17 protein-coding genes and 1 pseudogene are annotated in these 16,032 nt (G+C 72.3%); 7 read left to right on the forward strand and 11 right to left on the reverse strand.

The annotated features are described in order from the left end of the window. The 11 genes and pseudogenes from M1L60_RS40560 to M1L60_RS40610 form a co-directional block, all read right to left on the reverse strand. Positions 1-431: pseudogene (locus M1L60_RS40560) on the reverse strand (hypothetical protein); the annotation flags it as partial. Beyond that, complete coding sequence (locus M1L60_RS40565) at positions 428-2,098, reverse strand: replication-associated recombination protein A (protein ID WP_253242917.1); 1,671 nt, start codon at positions 2,096-2,098, stop codon at positions 428-430. The pseudogene M1L60_RS40560 and the gene M1L60_RS40565, both read right to left, overlap by 4 nt. Positions 2,099-2,218: 120 nt before the next feature. Beyond that, positions 2,219-2,437 (reverse strand): hypothetical protein, encoded by a 219-nt coding sequence (locus M1L60_RS40570; RefSeq protein WP_221378020.1) that lies wholly within the window; start codon positions 2,435-2,437, stop codon positions 2,219-2,221. A 106-nt stretch (positions 2,438-2,543) separates the two neighbouring features. Further along, positions 2,544-3,032 (reverse strand): GyrI-like domain-containing protein, encoded by a 489-nt coding sequence (locus M1L60_RS40575; RefSeq protein WP_253242918.1) that lies wholly within the window; start codon positions 3,030-3,032, stop codon positions 2,544-2,546. A gap of 49 nt (positions 3,033-3,081) precedes the next feature. Next, the gene (locus tag M1L60_RS40580) at positions 3,082-3,876 is read right to left on the reverse strand and encodes an SDR family oxidoreductase (protein WP_253242919.1); all 795 of its coding nucleotides are present in this window, start codon (positions 3,874-3,876) and stop codon (positions 3,082-3,084) included. 12 nt (positions 3,877-3,888) lie between these two features. Next, entirely contained in the window at positions 3,889-5,691 is a 1,803-nt protein-coding gene (aspS, locus tag M1L60_RS40585) for an aspartate--tRNA ligase (protein WP_253242920.1), read from the reverse strand. Positions 5,692-5,761: 70 nt separating this feature from the next. Then, positions 5,762-6,460 carry a hypothetical protein gene (locus tag M1L60_RS40590; protein WP_253242921.1) on the reverse strand — a complete coding sequence of 233 codons (699 nt, stop codon included), beginning with the start codon at positions 6,458-6,460 and terminating at the stop codon, positions 5,762-5,764. A 93-nt stretch (positions 6,461-6,553) separates the two neighbouring features. Further along, positions 6,554-7,321: a 2-phosphosulfolactate phosphatase gene (locus tag M1L60_RS40595; RefSeq protein WP_253242922.1), complete on the reverse strand. Its 768-nt coding sequence runs from the start codon at positions 7,319-7,321 to the stop codon at positions 6,554-6,556. Between the two features lie 38 nt (positions 7,322-7,359). Next, positions 7,360-8,529, reverse strand: a complete 1,170-nt coding sequence (locus M1L60_RS40600; RefSeq protein ID WP_253242923.1) for an alanine racemase — start codon at positions 8,527-8,529, stop codon at positions 7,360-7,362. Further along, positions 8,516-8,950, reverse strand: a complete 435-nt coding sequence (locus tag M1L60_RS40605) for a hemerythrin domain-containing protein (RefSeq protein WP_253242924.1) — start codon at positions 8,948-8,950, stop codon at positions 8,516-8,518. Before M1L60_RS40605 ends, M1L60_RS40600 begins: the two co-directional genes overlap by 14 nt. A 15-nt stretch (positions 8,951-8,965) precedes the next feature. Continuing rightward, complete coding sequence (locus tag M1L60_RS40610; protein ID WP_253242925.1) at positions 8,966-10,510, reverse strand: beta-N-acetylhexosaminidase; 1,545 nt, start codon at positions 10,508-10,510, stop codon at positions 8,966-8,968. Positions 10,511-10,543: 33 nt separating this feature from the next. On the opposite strand from M1L60_RS40610, the gene M1L60_RS40615 reads away from it, so the two are divergent. The 7 genes from M1L60_RS40615 (at position 10,544) to ureG (ending at position 16,023) form a co-directional block, all read left to right on the forward strand. Further along, on the forward strand, positions 10,544-11,740 hold the full coding sequence (locus M1L60_RS40615; RefSeq protein WP_253242926.1) for an amidohydrolase family protein: 1,197 nt from the start codon (positions 10,544-10,546) through the stop codon (positions 11,738-11,740). A 10-nt stretch (positions 11,741-11,750) separates the two neighbouring features. Then, positions 11,751-12,131: a RidA family protein gene (locus M1L60_RS40620; RefSeq protein ID WP_253242927.1), complete on the forward strand. Its 381-nt coding sequence runs from the start codon at positions 11,751-11,753 to the stop codon at positions 12,129-12,131. 112 nt (positions 12,132-12,243) lie between these two features. Then, positions 12,244-12,546 carry an urease subunit gamma gene (locus tag M1L60_RS40625; RefSeq protein WP_253242928.1) on the forward strand — a complete coding sequence of 101 codons (303 nt, stop codon included), beginning with the start codon at positions 12,244-12,246 and terminating at the stop codon, positions 12,544-12,546. Further along, positions 12,543-12,920, forward strand: a complete 378-nt coding sequence (locus tag M1L60_RS40630) for an urease subunit beta (RefSeq protein WP_253242929.1) — start codon at positions 12,543-12,545, stop codon at positions 12,918-12,920. Before M1L60_RS40625 ends, M1L60_RS40630 begins: the two co-directional genes overlap by 4 nt. After that, complete coding sequence (locus M1L60_RS40635) at positions 12,917-14,635, forward strand: urease subunit alpha (RefSeq protein WP_253242930.1); 1,719 nt, start codon at positions 12,917-12,919, stop codon at positions 14,633-14,635. Before M1L60_RS40630 ends, M1L60_RS40635 begins: the two co-directional genes overlap by 4 nt. A 7-nt stretch (positions 14,636-14,642) precedes the next feature. Next, positions 14,643-15,287, forward strand: a complete 645-nt coding sequence (locus tag M1L60_RS40640; RefSeq protein WP_253242931.1) for an urease accessory protein UreF — start codon at positions 14,643-14,645, stop codon at positions 15,285-15,287. Further along, the gene (ureG, locus tag M1L60_RS40645) at positions 15,277-16,023 is read left to right on the forward strand and encodes an urease accessory protein UreG (RefSeq protein ID WP_438862208.1); all 747 of its coding nucleotides are present in this window, start codon (positions 15,277-15,279) and stop codon (positions 16,021-16,023) included. The genes M1L60_RS40640 and ureG overlap by 11 nt, the downstream gene beginning before the upstream one ends. Positions 16,024-16,032: the final 9 nt, after the last annotated feature.

Genomic DNA, 16,032 nt, shown 5'->3' on the forward strand with positions numbered 1-16,032 from the left:
CCCGCGCGGCCTGGACCGGTCGGGCGCGCGCCGGAGACCTGGCCGCGCGATCCGTGGCCGGGCTGGTCGGCCTGTGGCGGGCGGCCGGTCGCCGGCTGTTCGCCGCTGCCGCCCGGTCGGCCGGGGGCCGCGCCCTCGCCGGCGCCCAGGGCGGGAAAGTCGCCGTCCGGCTGATCGTCGGGGCCGGGGGCGACCCGCCCGGACTTGCTGTAGCGCGTCTCGCCGGCGAGCGTGCCCGGGCCGATGGCGCCGCGCTGCTCCTTGTGGGTGCGCAGGTCGTCGAGCCAGCCGGTCTCTTCCTGGCCGATGACCTCGGGTTCGGCCGGTTCCGCCGGGCGCCCGCGACCGAATCGGCGTCCCTTTCGACCGCCGCCCTGCTCGTTGCGCAGGTCAGCGTCGTCGTCGGGCCGATCGGCACCGCGCGGGGTCACGGCTGTTCCTCTCCGGCGGCGGTGCCGCTGTCGTCCGGTTTCGATGCGTCCGGCCCGGTCGAGTCCGGACCGGCGAGGCTACCAGTCCCGGCTGTGGTCGCGCTCCCATCGGAGGCGGCCGGCCCGGGACCGGCGCCGGCCGGGTCGGGCCGGTCGGGCTCCGGATCAGCCGCGACGGGGGCCGGCGGCTGGTCCGGTGTGATGTTCGCGGCAAAGCGTCCCTCATCGGCGGCCGGCGCACCACCCGCCGCGCGGTCGGTCCCGGCGGCCGGAGCGTCCCCCGTACGCTGCGTGCCGGCCCGGCCACGGACGATGCGGCGCAACCGGGGCACCCGTTCGCCCATGGCCCGTTCGGCGCCGTGATCGGTCGGCTGGTAGTACTCGACCTCGGCCAGATCGTCGGGCAGATACTGCTGTTTCACCACCCCGCGCGGGTCGTCGTGCGGATAGCGATAACCCCGGCCGTGCCCTAATCCGCGCGCGCCGGGGTAGTGCGCGTCGCGCAGCGCGGACGGCACTGCACCACCCCGCCCGGCCCGGACGTCGGCCATGGCCGCCCCGATCGCGGTGGTGGCGCTGTTGCTCTTGGGGGCCGTGGCCATGTGGATCACGGCCTGGGCCAGGTTGAGCCCGGCCTCGGGCAACCCGATGAGCTGGACGGCCTGGGCCGCGGCCGACGCCACCAGCAGCGCCTGCGGGTCGGCCATGCCCACGTCCTCGCTGGCGAAGATGACGATGCGCCGGGCGATGAACCGCGGATCCTCGCCGGCCACCAGCATGCGGGCCAGCCAATGCAGGGCCGCGTCGGGGTCGCTGCCGCGCATGCTCTTGATGAAGGCGCTGATGACGTCGTAGTGGGCGTCGCCGTCGCGGTCGTAGCGGACGGCGGCCACGTCGACCGCCTTCTCGGCCGTGGCCAGGTCGATCTCTTTCACGCCCTGGGCGACCGCCGAGCCCGCGGCCGCTTCCAGGGCGGTGAGCGCCTTGCGGACGTCGCCCGAGGCCAGCCGGACCAAATGCTCCTCGGCCTCGGCCGACAGCGTGACCGCCCCGCCCAGCCCGCGTTCGTCGGTGACCGCGCGGCGGACCAGGCCGAGCACGTCGTCGTCGTCGAGCGCCTGCAACGTCAGCAGCACGCACCGCGAGAGCAGGGGCGAGATGACCGAGAAGTACGGGTTCTCGGTGGTCGCGGCCAGCAGCGTGACCGTCCTGTCCTCGACGGCGGCGAGCAGCGAGTCCTGCTGGGTCTTGCTGAAGCGGTGCACCTCGTCGATGAACAGGACCGTCGGCGGGCCCCCGTAGCGGCGCTCGCGGCGGGCCGTGTCGATCACCGCGCGCACGTCCTTGACCCCGGCCGACAGCGCCGACATGGCCACGAACTTGCGGTTGGTGGCGCCGGCCACGAGGTGGGCGATGGTGGTCTTGCCGGTGCCGGGCGGCCCCCACAGGATCACCGACATGGGGCTGGCCCCGGTGACCAGCTGGCGCAGCGGCGCCCCGGGCGCGAGCAGGTGTTCCTGGCCGACCAGCTCGTCGAGCGAGGCCGGCCGCATGCGCACCGGCAGCGGCGAGTCGGCCGCCGGCGAGCTGAAGCCGTCGGCCGGGCCGGGGGTGGGGGCAGCGGCGCCCGGCTGGGCCAGGGAGAAGAGGTCATCAGGTGGAGCCATCGGCTGAAACAGTACCGGCCCGCCGGTAGCGGACGCGAAGTCCACGTAACGGCGGGCCGGGGTGCGAGCCGGGCCAGGCGGGGCGCCGGTGGCTCGCGGAGTGATGGCGTGGGGGCGGGCTCAGCCGCGGCCGGGACGACGGCCGTAGAACCGGCGGCCCGAGGAGCCGTTGCCGGCCCGGGGGCCGCTGCCGACACCGGCCAGGTACAGGGCGAGCAGCAGCAGGCCGAGCGAGGCCATGGTCTGGAAGTTGAACAGGTCGGGGGCGCCGAGGTTGGTGTCGAGCAGGTCGAGCAGGAGCCAGACACCGAATACGACAGCGGCAGCGATGGCAAGCATTATGTTTCCTCCGAGGGGTGAGAGCCGTGTCACGCAAATACCCCGCTGCCGCTATTGCGCAAACTCCACCGTGGAGTGGGTGATCAAGACAACGCATCGACCGGTTTCAGTCGGCGAGCTTGAAGAACAGGTCGGTCCGCCATTTGCGCATATCGGGCTGTTCGGCCGGGTCGGTCAGCAGCACCTCGAGGCGGCAGCCCCACACCTCGCCGGTCGGGGTGGGCTGCATGTCCCACTGCAGACCCCGGTCGCGGGCCCAGTCGAGCATGCGGGCGGTGACCGTCATCAGCTCGTCGGGGTGGCCGACGTGGCTGACCGTGACGTAGCGGCCCGCGGGCAGCGTCTCGACGAACATCGGGGCGGCCGGCTCGACCCGCTCGGCAATCGGGATGCCGGCCTCGACGACCAGGTCGGCCGACATGTCGATCACCCGGTAGCGGAAGAACGGGGCGCCGGTCACCGGCACCCCGCGCTCGCCGAGCCGGGCGAACATGGTCGGCAGGTGGTCGGCGACCCGGGCGAACTGGGTCATCGTGATCGACTCGCGCCGGCCCACGTACGGCTGCTCGGCCCGTTCGACAATTGTCGGCTCCACCCGGTCAGTCTCACAGCCGGGCCGAACAGGCGCACTCCGACCGGCCGGTTCAGGCGCCCTCGGAGACGGGACGCAACCTGGTCCGCAGCACCGACCGGGCCAGCGACGTGTCGAGCCGGACGTCGAGCGGCCGGGGACCGAGATCGGCGTCCGTGGTGAGGCCGACCGGCAGGGCGGACGGGTCGCGCCCGTACGCGCGGGCGATCAGCCGGCCGAACTCGTCGCGCGAGACCGCCTCGGGGCCGGCCACGTTGAGCACGCCCGCGAAGCGCGAGTCGGCCAGTTCGAGCAGCGCCGCGGCCAGGTCGTCGACGTGGATCGGGCAGCGGATCTCGTCGCGGAACAGGGTGCCCGGCCCACCGTCGAGCAACCCGCGCACGAACGTCTCGAAACGACCCTCGCCGTTGCCGTAGATCAGCGACGTCCGCACGATGACCGCCGACGGGTCGATCGCGGTCACCGCCGTCTCGGCCGCTGCCTTGGCCGCGCCGTACAGCGAGACCGGCGTCGGCGGGTCGTCCTCTGTGTACGGCGTGGGCCGGCCCGCGTGCAGCGCATCGGTCGAGACGTGCACCAACCGGGCCCCGACCGCGGCCGCCTCGGCGGCCACGGTGGCCGCACCGTCGGCCGAGACCCGCCAGTCGCCCCAGGTGCTGTTGAAGACGAGCTTCGGGCGGACGGCCGAGATCAGCGCCCGCACCGCCTTGCGATCGGTGACGTCGACCGGCACCCAGCCGCCGGTCGCCGTGGTGGCGGTGCCGACCACGGCGTGCCCGGCGGCCGTCGCCTGACGGGCCAGAACGGAACCGAGGAAACCCGACGCGCCGACGAGGAGAGTGCTCACGCTTCGATCAAATCAGTTCGAGCGCTCCACGGGAACAGCCTGACCGTCGGTGCCCGGTGTGACGCCCGTCGGCTTGGGCTTGGCGTCGATGCCGGCCTCGAGCCGCTGCTGCGGGGTGATCGCGGTCGGCGCCGTGGTCAGCGGGTCGTAGCCGCCCCGGGTCTTGGGGAACGCGATGACCTCGCGGATCGACTCGTTGCCGCTGAGCAGCATGCAGGTGCGGTCCCAGCCGAGCGCGATGCCGGCGTGCGGCGGCGGCCCGTACTTGAACGCCTCGAGCAGGAAGCCGAACTTGTCCTGGGCCTCCTCGGGCGAGATGCCGAGCAGGTCGAAGACCCGGCTCTGGACGTCGCCGCGGTGGATACGGACGCTGCCGCCGCCGATCTCGTTGCCGTTGACGACGATGTCGTAGGCGTAGGCCAGCGCCTGGTCGGGCGCCTCCTCGAAGCGGTCCACCCACTCGTTGTTGGGCGAGGTGAAGGGGTGGTGGACCGCGGTCCAGCCGCCCTCGTCGGTCTTCTCGAACATCGGGGCGTCGACGACCCAGCAGAACGCCCAGCTCGACTCGTCGATCAGGCCCGAGCGCTTGGCGATCTCGATGCGGGCCGCGCCCAGCAGTTCCTGGGCCTCGCGGCGCTCGTTGGCGGCGGCGAAGAAGATCGCGTCGCCCGGCTTGGCCCCCACGGCGTCGGCCAGACCGGACAGGTGCTCGGCCGACAGGTTCTTGGCGACCGGGCCGCGGGGCTCGCCCGTTTCGGCGTCGAGCACGACGTAGGCCAGACCGCGGGCGCCGCGGGCCTTGGCCCAGTCCTGCCAGCCGTCCAGTTCCTTACGCGTCTGCGAAGCCCCGCCCGGCATGACCACCGCGCCGACATAACCACCGGCGGCGATGGCCCCGGCGAAGACCCGGAACTCCGTGCCGGTCAGATAGGAAGTCAGTTCGTTCAGCTCGACGCCGTAGCGCAGGTCGGGCTTGTCGGAGCCGTAGCGGTTCATGGCGTCGGTCCAGGTGATGCGCGGGATCGGCAGCTGCACCTGGTAGCCGGCGAGCTCGCTCCACAGCTTGGAGACGATCTCTTCGCCGAGCGCGATGATGTCGTCCTGCGTGACGAACGACATCTCGATGTCGAGCTGGGTGAACTCGGGCTGCCGGTCGGCCCGGAAGTCCTCGTCGCGGTAGCAGCGGGCGATCTGGTAGTACCGCTCCATGCCCGCGACCATCAGCAGCTGCTTGAACAGCTGGGGCGACTGGGGCAGGGCGTACCAGGTGCCGGGCTGCAGGCGCACGGGCACCAGGAAGTCGCGGGCGCCCTCGGGCGTCGACCGGGTCAGGGTCGGCGTCTCGATCTCGTTGAAGTCGTGGGCGTGCAGCACCTCGCGGGCGATCTGGTTGGCCCGCGAGCGCAGCCGCAGCGCGTTGGCCGGGCCGGAGCGGCGCAGGTCGAGGTAGCGGTACTTGAGGCGCAGGTCGTCGGACGCGGTGATCGTGTCGTCGACCGGCAGCGGCAGCGGGGCGGCCTCGGAGAGGACGGTGAGCTGCGAGGCCACCACCTCGATCTCGCCGGTGGCCAGCTCGGGGTTGGCGTTGCCCTCGGGGCGGGCGTTGACCTCGCCCACCACGAGCACGCAGAACTCGTTGCGCAGCGCGTGCGCGTCCTCCTCGCGGAAGACGACCTGGACCACGCCCGAGGCGTCGCGGAGGTCGACGAAGATGACACCGCCGTGGTCGCGCCGGCGGGCCACCCACCCGGCGAGCGTCACCGTCGTGCCGGCGTCGCCTGCGCGCAGGGTGCCGGCGTCATGGGTACGAATCACGGGTAGGACTCCTCACAAGCGGTCTGGGGCGCACCCGACATTCTGTCAGGGGCGCCCGCGGCGACCGCCGTCAGCCCGCGACTTTCCACGACGTGGCCCGCATCCCGGCGGTCCCGGTCTTGCCCACGTCCATGATCTCGACGAGCACCATCCGCGCCGGGGTGGCCTCGGTCAGCACGCACAGAACCGACCCTTTGCGTACGGGAACACTGGCCCCCGGCCCGATCGGGCTCGTCCGGATGGCCCGCGCGCACCCGGCCGCATCGAGATCGGTGCTCCGGACCTGGCTGCCCCCGGCCGCGCCCGACCCGAGCGTCAAGCTCGGCGGCTGATCCCCGCAGCGGCTGTCGTACCGCAGGTCCCCGGCCTTCTCCTCGGCGTTGGAGCGCGGCTCGTCGAGATCGAGGAACATCACCGCCGAGCACCCGACCTGCACGCGCAAGGGCTCCTGGGCGTACGAGACGTCGAAGCTCTCCGACCGGGCCGGCGCCACCGCGACCGGCGCGGGCCGGTCCAGCGCGACCCGGGCCAGGTTGGAAGCCCGCCACGAGACGAAGATGGCCACCCCGGCCACGTTGAGCGCGAACAGCGCGAACAGCGTGGCTACGAAAGCCATCCCGCAGCGCTTCCCGGACCGTCCGTTGATCCGCTCGGTCGGCCCGTCCGGGATCGGCGTCTCGGGCTCCTCGGGACGCGGCTTGGCCGGGTTCAGCGGATAGGGGTCACGCGCCTTGGGCGGCGTGTTGTTCGTGGCGCGAAAGGTCGACATCGGCGGCTCCGCCCGCTCGGCAAACCGGATGAAGCCCACGCTAAGCCGACGAAACGTTCGCCTCCCATCCCCCGGGCAGGCGACTGACAGACGTCAGTACGCGGGCACGAACCAGCCGTCACGCAGCACCGGGACGACCGGGCCGGCGCCGACCGCCGCGGCCACCGCCACGTCCCCCGCGAAACCGTTGACCCGCAGCTCGCGGCCGCTCACCGATTCCGGCAGGACGGCCGGGAGCCGGCCGGCCACGCCCTGGTAGGCCGCCATCGCCGTCAGCGCCTCGGGCGAGAAGCCCGCGGTGTCACCGGCCTCGGCCAGCGCGGCCAGGAAGGCGCCGGCGCCCCACAGGTCCTCGACCGCGGGCCGCAGCGAGCCGTCGGGCCAGCGCTCGCCGGCCGCCACCACGGCCACCGGGCGGCCCGCGGCCCGCTCGGCCACCCAGGTCGCGGCCACCTCGGCGTTGCGCAGGCAGACCCCGACCACCGTGCAGCCCGCGTCGGCCAGCCGGGCCGAGATGGCCGAACCGTTGGGCGAGGGCAGCACGAGCCGGTCGATCTTGGCGGCCTCGAGGTCGGTGTGCAGGATGCTCTCGGGCGACAGGGTGATCTGGCCCGGACCGGCCTGCGACCGCAGCACGGCCAGCATCGCCCCGTGCAGCCGGGCCACGGCCACCGCCGAGTCGTCCCGCCAGCGGTACGGCAACACGCTGATGCCCTGCTCGATGGCCACTGTCAGCGTGGTCGTGAACGACAGCACGTCCACGACGGCGACGTAGGCCGCGCCGGGCGCCACCGCGTCCGCCCCGACCGGCCCCCAATCGAATCGGACTTGGAAAACACCCTGCCCATCAGCGACAGCCATCGATCCCCCTTGCCCGCAGTCTGCCAGCGCGGACGGGCTCAGAAATAGGTCGCAAGCACGTCGACCACGCGCCGGTCCTCGTCGACGACCGGGATGTGCCGCCACTTGTCGAAGGCCGTGCAGGGGTGCGAGATGCCGAATCGCACCAGGTCACCGGGGGCGAGACGGGCGCCCGAGGTGGACAGGTAGGTGTGGTGGTCGTTGAGTTTGGTGACCTCGATACCGGTGGCCGGGGCCGAGGTGCCGTCCGGGCGGCGGATCTCCATCGGCACCGGCAGGCCCTCGTCGAACGGCGCGTCGCGCTTGCCCATCCCGGCCAGGGCCAGGCCCGGCTCGGGGGTCGAGATCACCTGGGCCCACAGGTCGAGCGCGGCCGCCAGCGGGCCCTCGGCGGGCACCCGCAGGAACGGCGTGCGCTCTCGGTAGAAGCCGTCGTCGTGGGTCACCGAAGCGCCGCTGCGCAGCAGGAGCACGGCGTCGGCGTCGATCCGGGCCACGACCCGGTCGAACCAGGCGCTGCCACCCGCCGACAAGATCGGGCGCTCCGGCAGCAGGCTTGCCGCCTTCAGGCGTACAAAACCGGCTTTGACCTTGTCCAGGAAGTCGTCGACCTCGCGCTCGCTGCGCAGTTGACCCTCGTACGCCGTGAGCCCGGCCAGTTCGAGGCCGGGCGCCGCGGCCACGGCCCGGGCCACTTCCTCGAGCTCGTCGAGCGTCCGGACCCCCGTACGCCCGTGGTTGTGCCCTTGCTCGACGAGCACCCGCAGCGGACCGGCCTGGGCGGCGACGGCGACCCCGGCCGGCGAATCGACCTGGAAGTAGATCTCGTCCTGCTGGGCCAGCCAGCGCAGCGCCGTCGGATCGAGCACCTGGTTGGCGATCAGCACCCGCGGCACACCGAGTTTGCGCAGCACGAGGGCCTGGTTCGGGGTGGCCACGGTCATCCCCCACGCGCCGGCCTTCATCTGCTCGGCCAGCAGCCCGGGCGCCATGGTCGTCTTGGCGTGCGGGGCGAACTCCCAGCCGTGACGCCGGGCGTAGGCGGCCATGGTGGCGATGTTGGCCTCGGCCGCGTCGCGCCGCAACACGAGCAGCGGCCATGTGAACAGCCCGCCGAACAGGCTCGGCTTCTCGTCGAGCGGGAACGTGCCCTCGGGCAGCCAGAAGCCCTTGCTGCGCCAGTCGACGGCAACCTCAGGAACGTCCATCCGTGACCTCGATTCCCAGATCGCCCAGCGGTTCGAGGGCGTTGAGCACGCCGGTCAGCCGCTTCTCCTCGCCGATGAAGTGGGTCTCGAGCACGGCGCTGAGCCCGTCCAGTTCCTCGGTCGTGGTGGCCCGCTCGAGGCGGTGCAGCATCCCGGCGATGACCTGGTGGTCACGCCGCAGACCGGCCAGGAAATCGGCCAGTTCCGGGTGCCGCTCGGCCAGCAGCGGGAACACGTTCGTGTCCTCGGCCGTGTGGTGGTCGGTCACCGCAGCGCACAGGGTGAGGCAGTAAAGCCGCAGGTCGCGGCCCTCGTCCAGCGCGTCGTAAAGGTCGTCGACCATCTCGCGCAGGCGCAGATGCGCGCCGATCAACTGGTTTCCGTAAGCGCGGAACCTGGTCCGCTCATCGTTGTAACCCATGCTGATGGCAGCTCATCAGACGGGGTTTTCGAAAGCAAGGCGCTTTGTCATCTCGGCCAGCTCCGCGAGGCGGTCGGACCGGTCGCGCGGGTTGCCGGGGGCGTCGGGGCGCGCGTCCCACGGCCGGGGGCCGGTGAGCGGCCGGTAGTTGACCCCGAGCGCGTCCAGGCGGTCCAGATGTTCGGGCAGACGAGCCGCGAACGACGCATACGACCGGTCCGGCGCATCCCACACTGCCTCGGCGAACGCACACAGCCGCGGATAGACCAGGTAGTCCACGACCCGTGCCGAATCCATGTGCTCGGTCCAGACGTTGGCCTGCCCGCCGAGCACCAGTTCCCGTTCCGCCGGCGACAACCCTTCCGGTACGGGCGAGAAGGCGTACACGTCGGCCAGGGTCAACCGGGTGCCGACCGGCGTCGGCTCGCCCGGGTCGTCCGACTGGCGGTAGTCGAGGTAGGCCACGATGTCCGGGCACGCCACGACCTGGTGCCCGCGCCGGGCCGCGACCGTGGTCGGCTCCTGGCCCCGCCAGGCCGCCACCACGGCCCCGGCCGGGGCGCCGCCCTCGAGGATCTCGTCCCAGCCGTAGATCCGCCGGCCCCGGGTCGCCAGGTGCGCGGCCATCAGTGCGGTGAACGCCGGCTGCCGGTCCTCGCCGCCCCAATCGTCGCGCGGACACTCGTCGCCGCCGATGCCGATCAGCTCCGACGGGAAGATCTCGCACAGCTGGTCGAGCACGGCCCGGCAGAAGTCCAGCGACTCCGGGCCCAGGTCGAGCACGTGCGACGAGATGCCCCAACCGGTCCGCACACCACCGGCAAAACCATTCCCGAGCTTGGGGTACGCCGCAATGGCGGCCTGCATGTGGCCGGGCATATCGACCTCGGGCACGACCCGCATGTGCCGCTCCCCCGCGTACGCGACGATCTCGCGCAGGTCGTCGGCCGTGTAGAAGCCGCCGTGGGGCCGGCCGTCGAATCGGACATGCTGCCGCGCGCCCAGCATCGACTCGGACCGCCAGGCGCCGACCTCGGTCAGCCGCGGCCACCCCGGCACCTCGAGACGCCAGCCCTGGTCGTCGGTGAGATGCAGGTGCAGCACGTTGAGTTTGTGAAAGGCGGCCAGGTCGACGAAGCGCAGCACGTCGGCCACGGGCATGAAGTGCCGGGCCACGTCGAGCATCACGCCTCGCCAGCCGAACCGCGGCCGGTCGGTCACCGTGACGGCCGGAACCCGCCAGCCGGTCGGCCCGGCCCGGCGCAACGCCTGCGGCGGCAACAGCTGACGCAGGGTCTGCAAGCCGTAGAACACCCCGGCGGGCGACCCACCGGTGATCTTCAGCCGGTCCGGGGTGCACTTCACCTCGTACGCCTCGGGGCGCAGAGCCGGATCGACCCGCAAGCCGACGCCGCCCCCACCCGGCGGAAGCGGGCAGCGCAGCGTGGCGCGAAGCCAGGAAGCGACACCGTCCAGTTCCTTCGGCGCGTCCAGCGGCGTTCGCGAGTCGAGCAGGAAGGCGCCGTCGGCGGGCCCGACCGAGACCGGCTGAGGGATCATGATCAGCAGCTTAGATTCGAGTAGGGTCGGCGCGTGACCTACGACCTGCTGCTGGCCGGCGGGGAGCCGTTCGACGTGGCGGTCACCGGCGGGATGATCTCGGCGGTGGGCCCCGGTCTGCCCCGCGACGCCCGCGTGGTGGTGGACGTGACCGGCCGGCTCGTCACGCCCGGGCTGATCGACCTGCACACCCACGTCGGGCCCGGCTACTGGGGCATCGACCCCGACCCGATCGGCTGGCGCACCGGCGTCACGACCTGGGTCGACGCCGGCTCGACCGGGGCGTACACGTTCGACCTGCTGCGCCGCACATTCCGCGAAGTGCGGGTGCCGGTGCTGCTCAACATCTCGGCCGTCGGGCTGACCGGGCGCACCGGCGAGAGCCGCGACCTGACCAACTGCGACGTGCCGCTGGCCATCGACACCGTGCAGCAGCACCGGTCGCTGATCCGCGGGCTCAAGGTGCGCGTCGACCGCGAGACCGTCGGCGACAACGGCGTCGAACCGTTGCGCCACGGCCTGGCCGTCGGGGAAGCCTGCGGGGTGCCGGTGATGGTCCACATCGGGACGACGCCGCCCGCGCTCGACGAGGTGCTCGACCTGCTGCGCCCGGGCGACATCATGACCCACTGCGCCAGCGGACTCGCGTCGCCGCTCGGCCCGGCCGTGCGCGCGGCGGTCGACCGGGGTGTGCTCCTCGACCTGGGACACGGCTCGGGCGCGTTCGCGTTCGACGTACTGGAAAGGCAGTTGGATCTCGGGCTGGCCCCGCACACCGTCTCGACCGACCTGCACTGCCGCTCGCTGCCCGGCCCGGTCTTCGACCTGCCGACCACGATGGCCAAACTGCTCGCGGCCGGGATGCCGCTGCCCGACGTCCTCGACAAGGTGACCGCGGCGCCGGCCCGCGCCCTCGGCCTGCCCGGCGGCACGCTGACCGTGGGCGCCCCGGCCGACCTGGCCGTCTTCGACGTGCGCACCGAGGACCACGAGGTCGTCGACTCCCACCTGCAGGTGCGGACGGCCCCCGTACGCCTGGTCAACGTCGCCACCTACGTCGGTGGACGGCTGCTGCCACCGGCCTGGCCCCAGGACCCGCCGCCGTGGGTGACGCTCACCCCCGCCCAGCACGAGGCCCTGGCCCGGCGCCGCCGACGCCTGCGCGACCTGCTGGACGAACCGCTCGTCGACGCCACCGGACTGGCCGAACAATTCCCACGCAACCCTTAGGAGACACCGCATGCCCAAGCGCGCCATCAAGGCCCGGAACGCGGCCCCCGCCGGCGGCCCGTACTCGCACGCCGTCATCGCCGGCGACTTCATCTACCTGGCCGGCGCCGTGCCCGCGCTGCCCGACGGCACCCGGGTCACCGGCACGTTCGCCGAGCAGGCCCACGCCGCGTTCCGCAACCTGGCCGCGGTGGCCGAGGAGGCCGGCTCCAGCCTCGACCAGGCCGTCCGGGTCGGCGTCTACCTGCGCGACTTCGACGACTTCGCCGAGATGAACGAGATCTACCCCCAGTACATCAAGGGCGACGACCTGCCCGTACGCACGACCCTGCCGGTCCCCCTGGTCGGCTTCGACATCGAGATCGACGCGGTCCTCTACACGGGAGCCTGACGCTTTCTCCCCCGGTGTGGCGCTCCGGCCTGCTTTGATCGACGTGTCGCGGGTAACACGCGCGAAATGTCGAGCTGCGAGCATCGCGGAGCGCTACCCAGGGGAGGCCCGGTTGTTCCTCAGCCCGCACGAGCAGGAACGGTTGCTCATCCACGTCGCGGCCGACGTGGCCCGCCGCCGGCAGGACCGCGGCCTCAAGCTCAACCACCCCGAGGCGACGGCCATCATCGTGGCGTTCCTGCTGGAAGGCGCCCGGGACGGCCGCACGGTCGTGGACCTGATGGAAGCCGGCCGCCGGGTCCTCACCCGCGACGACGTCATGCCGGGCGTCCCCGAGATGATCCCCGAGGTGCAGGTCGAGGCCACGTTCCCGGACGGCACCAAGCTGGTCACCGTCCACGGCCCGATCTCATGACGATTCCTGGTGAGATCCTGTTCGGCGAGGGCGCGATCGAGATCAATCCCGGTCGGCCCACCATCGCGATGACGGTGCGGAACACCGGGGACCGGCCTGTGCAGGTCGGGTCGCACTTTCATTTCGCTGAGTCGAACGAGGCGCTCGACTTCGACCGCAATGCTGCCTGGGGATATCGGCTGGCCGTTCCCGCGGGTACCTCGGTGCGCTTCGAGCCGGGCATTCCTCGCGACATCACGCTCGTGGCCCTGGGAGGGGCCCGCATCGTCCCGGGCCTGCGCGGGTTGGCCGGTGGGCCGCTCGACTCCGCCTCTTGTGCGCGCGAGGACGCCGTACCGGAAGAAGTTGTGCCTGAGAACGGGAGTCCGCGATGACCATGCTCGATCGTGGGCGGTACGCCGCTCTTTACGGGCCGACTGAAGGGGACCGGATTCGGCTGGCCGACACCAATTTGCTCATCGAGATCGAGGAGGACCGCAGCGCCGGACCGCGGCCCGGTGACGAGGTCGTGTTCGGTGGGGGCAAGGTGATCCGGGAGTCGATGGGGCAGTCGCGGGCGACCCGGGCCGAAGGCAGCCCGGACACCGTGATCACCGGGGCCGTCGTGCTCGATCACTGGGGGATCGTCAAGGCCGACATCGGGATCCGGGACGGGCGGATCGTCGCGCTCGGCAAGGCCGGCAACCCCGACACGATGGACGACGTGCACCCCGACCTGGTCATCGGGCCCGGCACCGAGATCATCGCGGGCAACGGCAAGATCCTGACGGCGGGGGCGATCGACAGCCACGTCCATCTGATCAGCCCGACGATCCTGGACACGGCGCTGGCCACCGGCATCACGACGATCATCGGGGGTGGCACCGGGCCGGCCGAGGGCACCAAGGCGACCACCGTCACTCCGAACGCCTGGTACCTGGCCCGCATGCTCGAGGCAATCGACGCGTACCCCATCAATGTTCTGCTGCTGGGCAAGGGCAACACCATGTCGGAAGACTCGATGTGGGAGCAGTTGCGGGGCGGTGCCGGCGGTTTCAAGCTGCACGAGGACTGGGGCACGACCCCGGCCGTGATCGACGCGAGCCTGCGGGTGGCCGAGGCATCCGGTGTGCAGGTGGCCATCCACACCGACACATTGAACGAGGCCGGCTTCGTCGAGGAGACGTTGCGGGCCATCGCCGGGCGGTCGATCCACGCGTATCACACCGAGGGCGCGGGCGGCGGCCACGCGCCGGACATCATCACGGTCGCGGCCCACCCCAACGTGCTGCCGTCGTCGACCAACCCGACCCGGCCCTACACCCGTAACACGCTCAGCGAGCACCTCGACATGCTGATGGTCTGCCACCACCTGAACTCGGCCGTCCCGGAGGATCTGGCCTTCGCCGAGAGCCGGATCCGCCCGTCCACGATGGCTGCCGAGGACCTGCTGCACGACCTGGGCGCGATCTCGATGATCGGCTCGGACTCGCAGGCCATGGGCCGGGTCGGCGAGGTCATCCTGCGGACCTGGCAGACCGCCCACGTCATGAAGGCTCGCCGCGGCAGCCTGTCCGGCGACTCCGCCGCCGACAACAACCGGGCCAAGCGGTACGTGGCCAAGTACACGATCTGTCCGGCCGTGGCGCACGGCATGTCGTCGCAGGTCGGGTCGGTCGAGCCGGGCAAGCTGGCCGACCTGGTGCTGTGGGACCCGGCGTTCTTCGGTGTGCGCCCGGCCCTGGTCATCAAGGGCGGCATGATCGCGTACGCGCAGATGGGCGACGCGAACGCCTCGATCCCGACCCCGCAGCCGATGTTGCCGCGCCCGATGTTCGGCGCCCACGGCGTCGTGCCGGCCCAGACGTCGCTGGCCTTCGTGGCCGAGGCCGCCATCGACGCCCTGCTGGGCGACCGGATCGGGGTCAAGCGCGCGTTCACCCCGGTCGAGAACACCCGCCAGGTCACCAAGGCCGATTTGCCGCTCAACGACGCGCTGCCCGACATCCGGGTCGACGCGGACACGTTCGAGGTGCGGGTCGACGGCGAAGTGATCGACCCCGACCCGGTCACCGAACTGCCCATGGCCCAGCGTTACTTCCTGTTCTGACTTCGCCATGAGCCTCGCGACCCTGCTGGTGCTGGCCGACGGACGGCTGCCGTCGGGCGGGCATGCCCACTCCGGCGGCCTGGAGCCGCAGGTCTCGGCCGGGCGGGTGCGCGACCTGGCCGCGGTGGCCGAGTTCCTGCGGGGCAAGCTGGCCACCACCGGGCTTGTCGCCGCGGCGTTCGCCGCGGCCGCCTGCGACCGTCCGGCTCGCTCACCCGGGCTGGATGAAGGCTTTGATGCCCGTACGCCGTCACCGGCCCTTCGCAAGGCCTCGCGCGCTCAGGGCCGGGCGTTGCTGCGAGCCGCGCGGGCGATGTGGAGTCTGCCGCCGGTGGGCCGCGACCCGCACCAGCCCGTGGCCCTGGGCGTGGTCGCCGCGGCGGCCGGGCTCACCCCGCTCGAAGCGGCCGTGGCGGCGGCGCACGGCACGGTCAGCGGGACGGCCAGTGCCGCCGTACGGCTGCTCGGCCTGGACCCCTATGCGGTGCACGGGCTGCTGGCCCGGCTCGCCCCCGAATGCGACCGGATCGCGGCCGACGCCGCGGCCCGGGCCGAGGACCCCATCGACGATCTGCCGGCCGCGGGCGCCCCGCTGCTCGACGTCGGCGCCGAGCTTCACGCCACCTGGGAGGTGCGTCTCTTTGCATCCTGAACACTCCGTCGCCGGTGGGGCCCTCCCCCACCCCTCGGACGGCTACGACCACGAGCACGACGAGGTCCCCCACACGCACCCCGACCCGGGCGTGGACCCGCACGCGCCGCTCGCCGCCGGCCCGCGCGCGCTGCGGGTCGGCATCGGCGGCCCGGTCGGTTCGGGCAAGACGGCGCTGGTGGCCGCGCTGTGCCGGGCCCTCGGCGACGAGCTGCGCCTGGCCGTGGTCACCAACGACATCTACACCACCGAGGACGCCGACTTCCTGCTGCGCAACGGCGTGCTGCCGGCTGAACGGGTCCGAGCGGTCGAGACCGGTTGCTGCCCGCACACGGCCATCCGCGACGACATCTCGGCCAACCTGGACGCGGTCGAGGACCTGGAGGCGGAACTCGGCCCGCTCGACCTGGTGCTGGTCGAGAGCGGCGGCGACAACCTGACCGCCACGTTCAGCAAGGGCCTGATCGACCACCAGATCTTCGTGGTCGACGTGGCCGGCGGCGACAAGGTCCCCCGCAAGGGCGGCCCCGGCGTGACCACGGCCGACCTGCTGGTCATCAACAAGACCGACCTGGCCCCGCTGGTCGGCGCCGACCTGGCCGTCATGGACCACGACGCCCGGCACCGCCGCGGCGACCTGCCCACGGTCTTCCTCTCCCTGGTCGAGGACCGCCAGGCCACTGCGGTCGCCGACTGGATCCGCGGCCTGGTCACCGCGCGGGTGCCGGCGGTATGAGGCCGGCCG

Source organism: Paractinoplanes aksuensis, assembly GCF_024137025.1.
Classification (GTDB): domain Bacteria; phylum Actinomycetota; class Actinomycetes; order Mycobacteriales; family Micromonosporaceae; genus Actinoplanes; species Actinoplanes aksuensis.

What these genes read in the sequence shown, in the direction of transcription:
- M1L60_RS40565 (WP_253242917.1), bottom strand. Translation starts at nt 2,098, where the DNA reads ATGGCTCCACCTGATGACCTCTTCTCCCTGGCCCAGCCGGGCGCCGCT.
- M1L60_RS40570 (WP_221378020.1), bottom strand. Translation starts at nt 2,437, where the DNA reads ATGCTTGCCATCGCTGCCGCTGTCGTATTCGGTGTCTGGCTCCTGCTC.
- M1L60_RS40590 (WP_253242921.1), bottom strand. Translation starts at nt 6,460, where the DNA reads ATGTCGACCTTTCGCGCCACGAACAACACGCCGCCCAAGGCGCGTGAC.
- M1L60_RS40595 (WP_253242922.1), bottom strand. Translation starts at nt 7,321, where the DNA reads ATGGCTGTCGCTGATGGGCAGGGTGTTTTCCAAGTCCGATTCGATTGG.
- M1L60_RS40600 (WP_253242923.1), bottom strand. Translation starts at nt 8,529, where the DNA reads ATGGACGTTCCTGAGGTTGCCGTCGACTGGCGCAGCAAGGGCTTCTGG.
- M1L60_RS40605 (WP_253242924.1), bottom strand. Translation starts at nt 8,950, where the DNA reads ATGGGTTACAACGATGAGCGGACCAGGTTCCGCGCTTACGGAAACCAG.
- M1L60_RS40610 (WP_253242925.1), bottom strand. Translation starts at nt 10,510, where the DNA reads ATGATCCCTCAGCCGGTCTCGGTCGGGCCCGCCGACGGCGCCTTCCTG.
- M1L60_RS40620 (WP_253242927.1), top strand. Translation starts at nt 11,751, where the DNA reads ATGCCCAAGCGCGCCATCAAGGCCCGGAACGCGGCCCCCGCCGGCGGC.
- M1L60_RS40630 (WP_253242929.1), top strand. Translation starts at nt 12,543, where the DNA reads ATGACGATTCCTGGTGAGATCCTGTTCGGCGAGGGCGCGATCGAGATC.
- M1L60_RS40635 (WP_253242930.1), top strand. Translation starts at nt 12,917, where the DNA reads ATGACCATGCTCGATCGTGGGCGGTACGCCGCTCTTTACGGGCCGACT.
- M1L60_RS40640 (WP_253242931.1), top strand. Translation starts at nt 14,643, where the DNA reads ATGAGCCTCGCGACCCTGCTGGTGCTGGCCGACGGACGGCTGCCGTCG.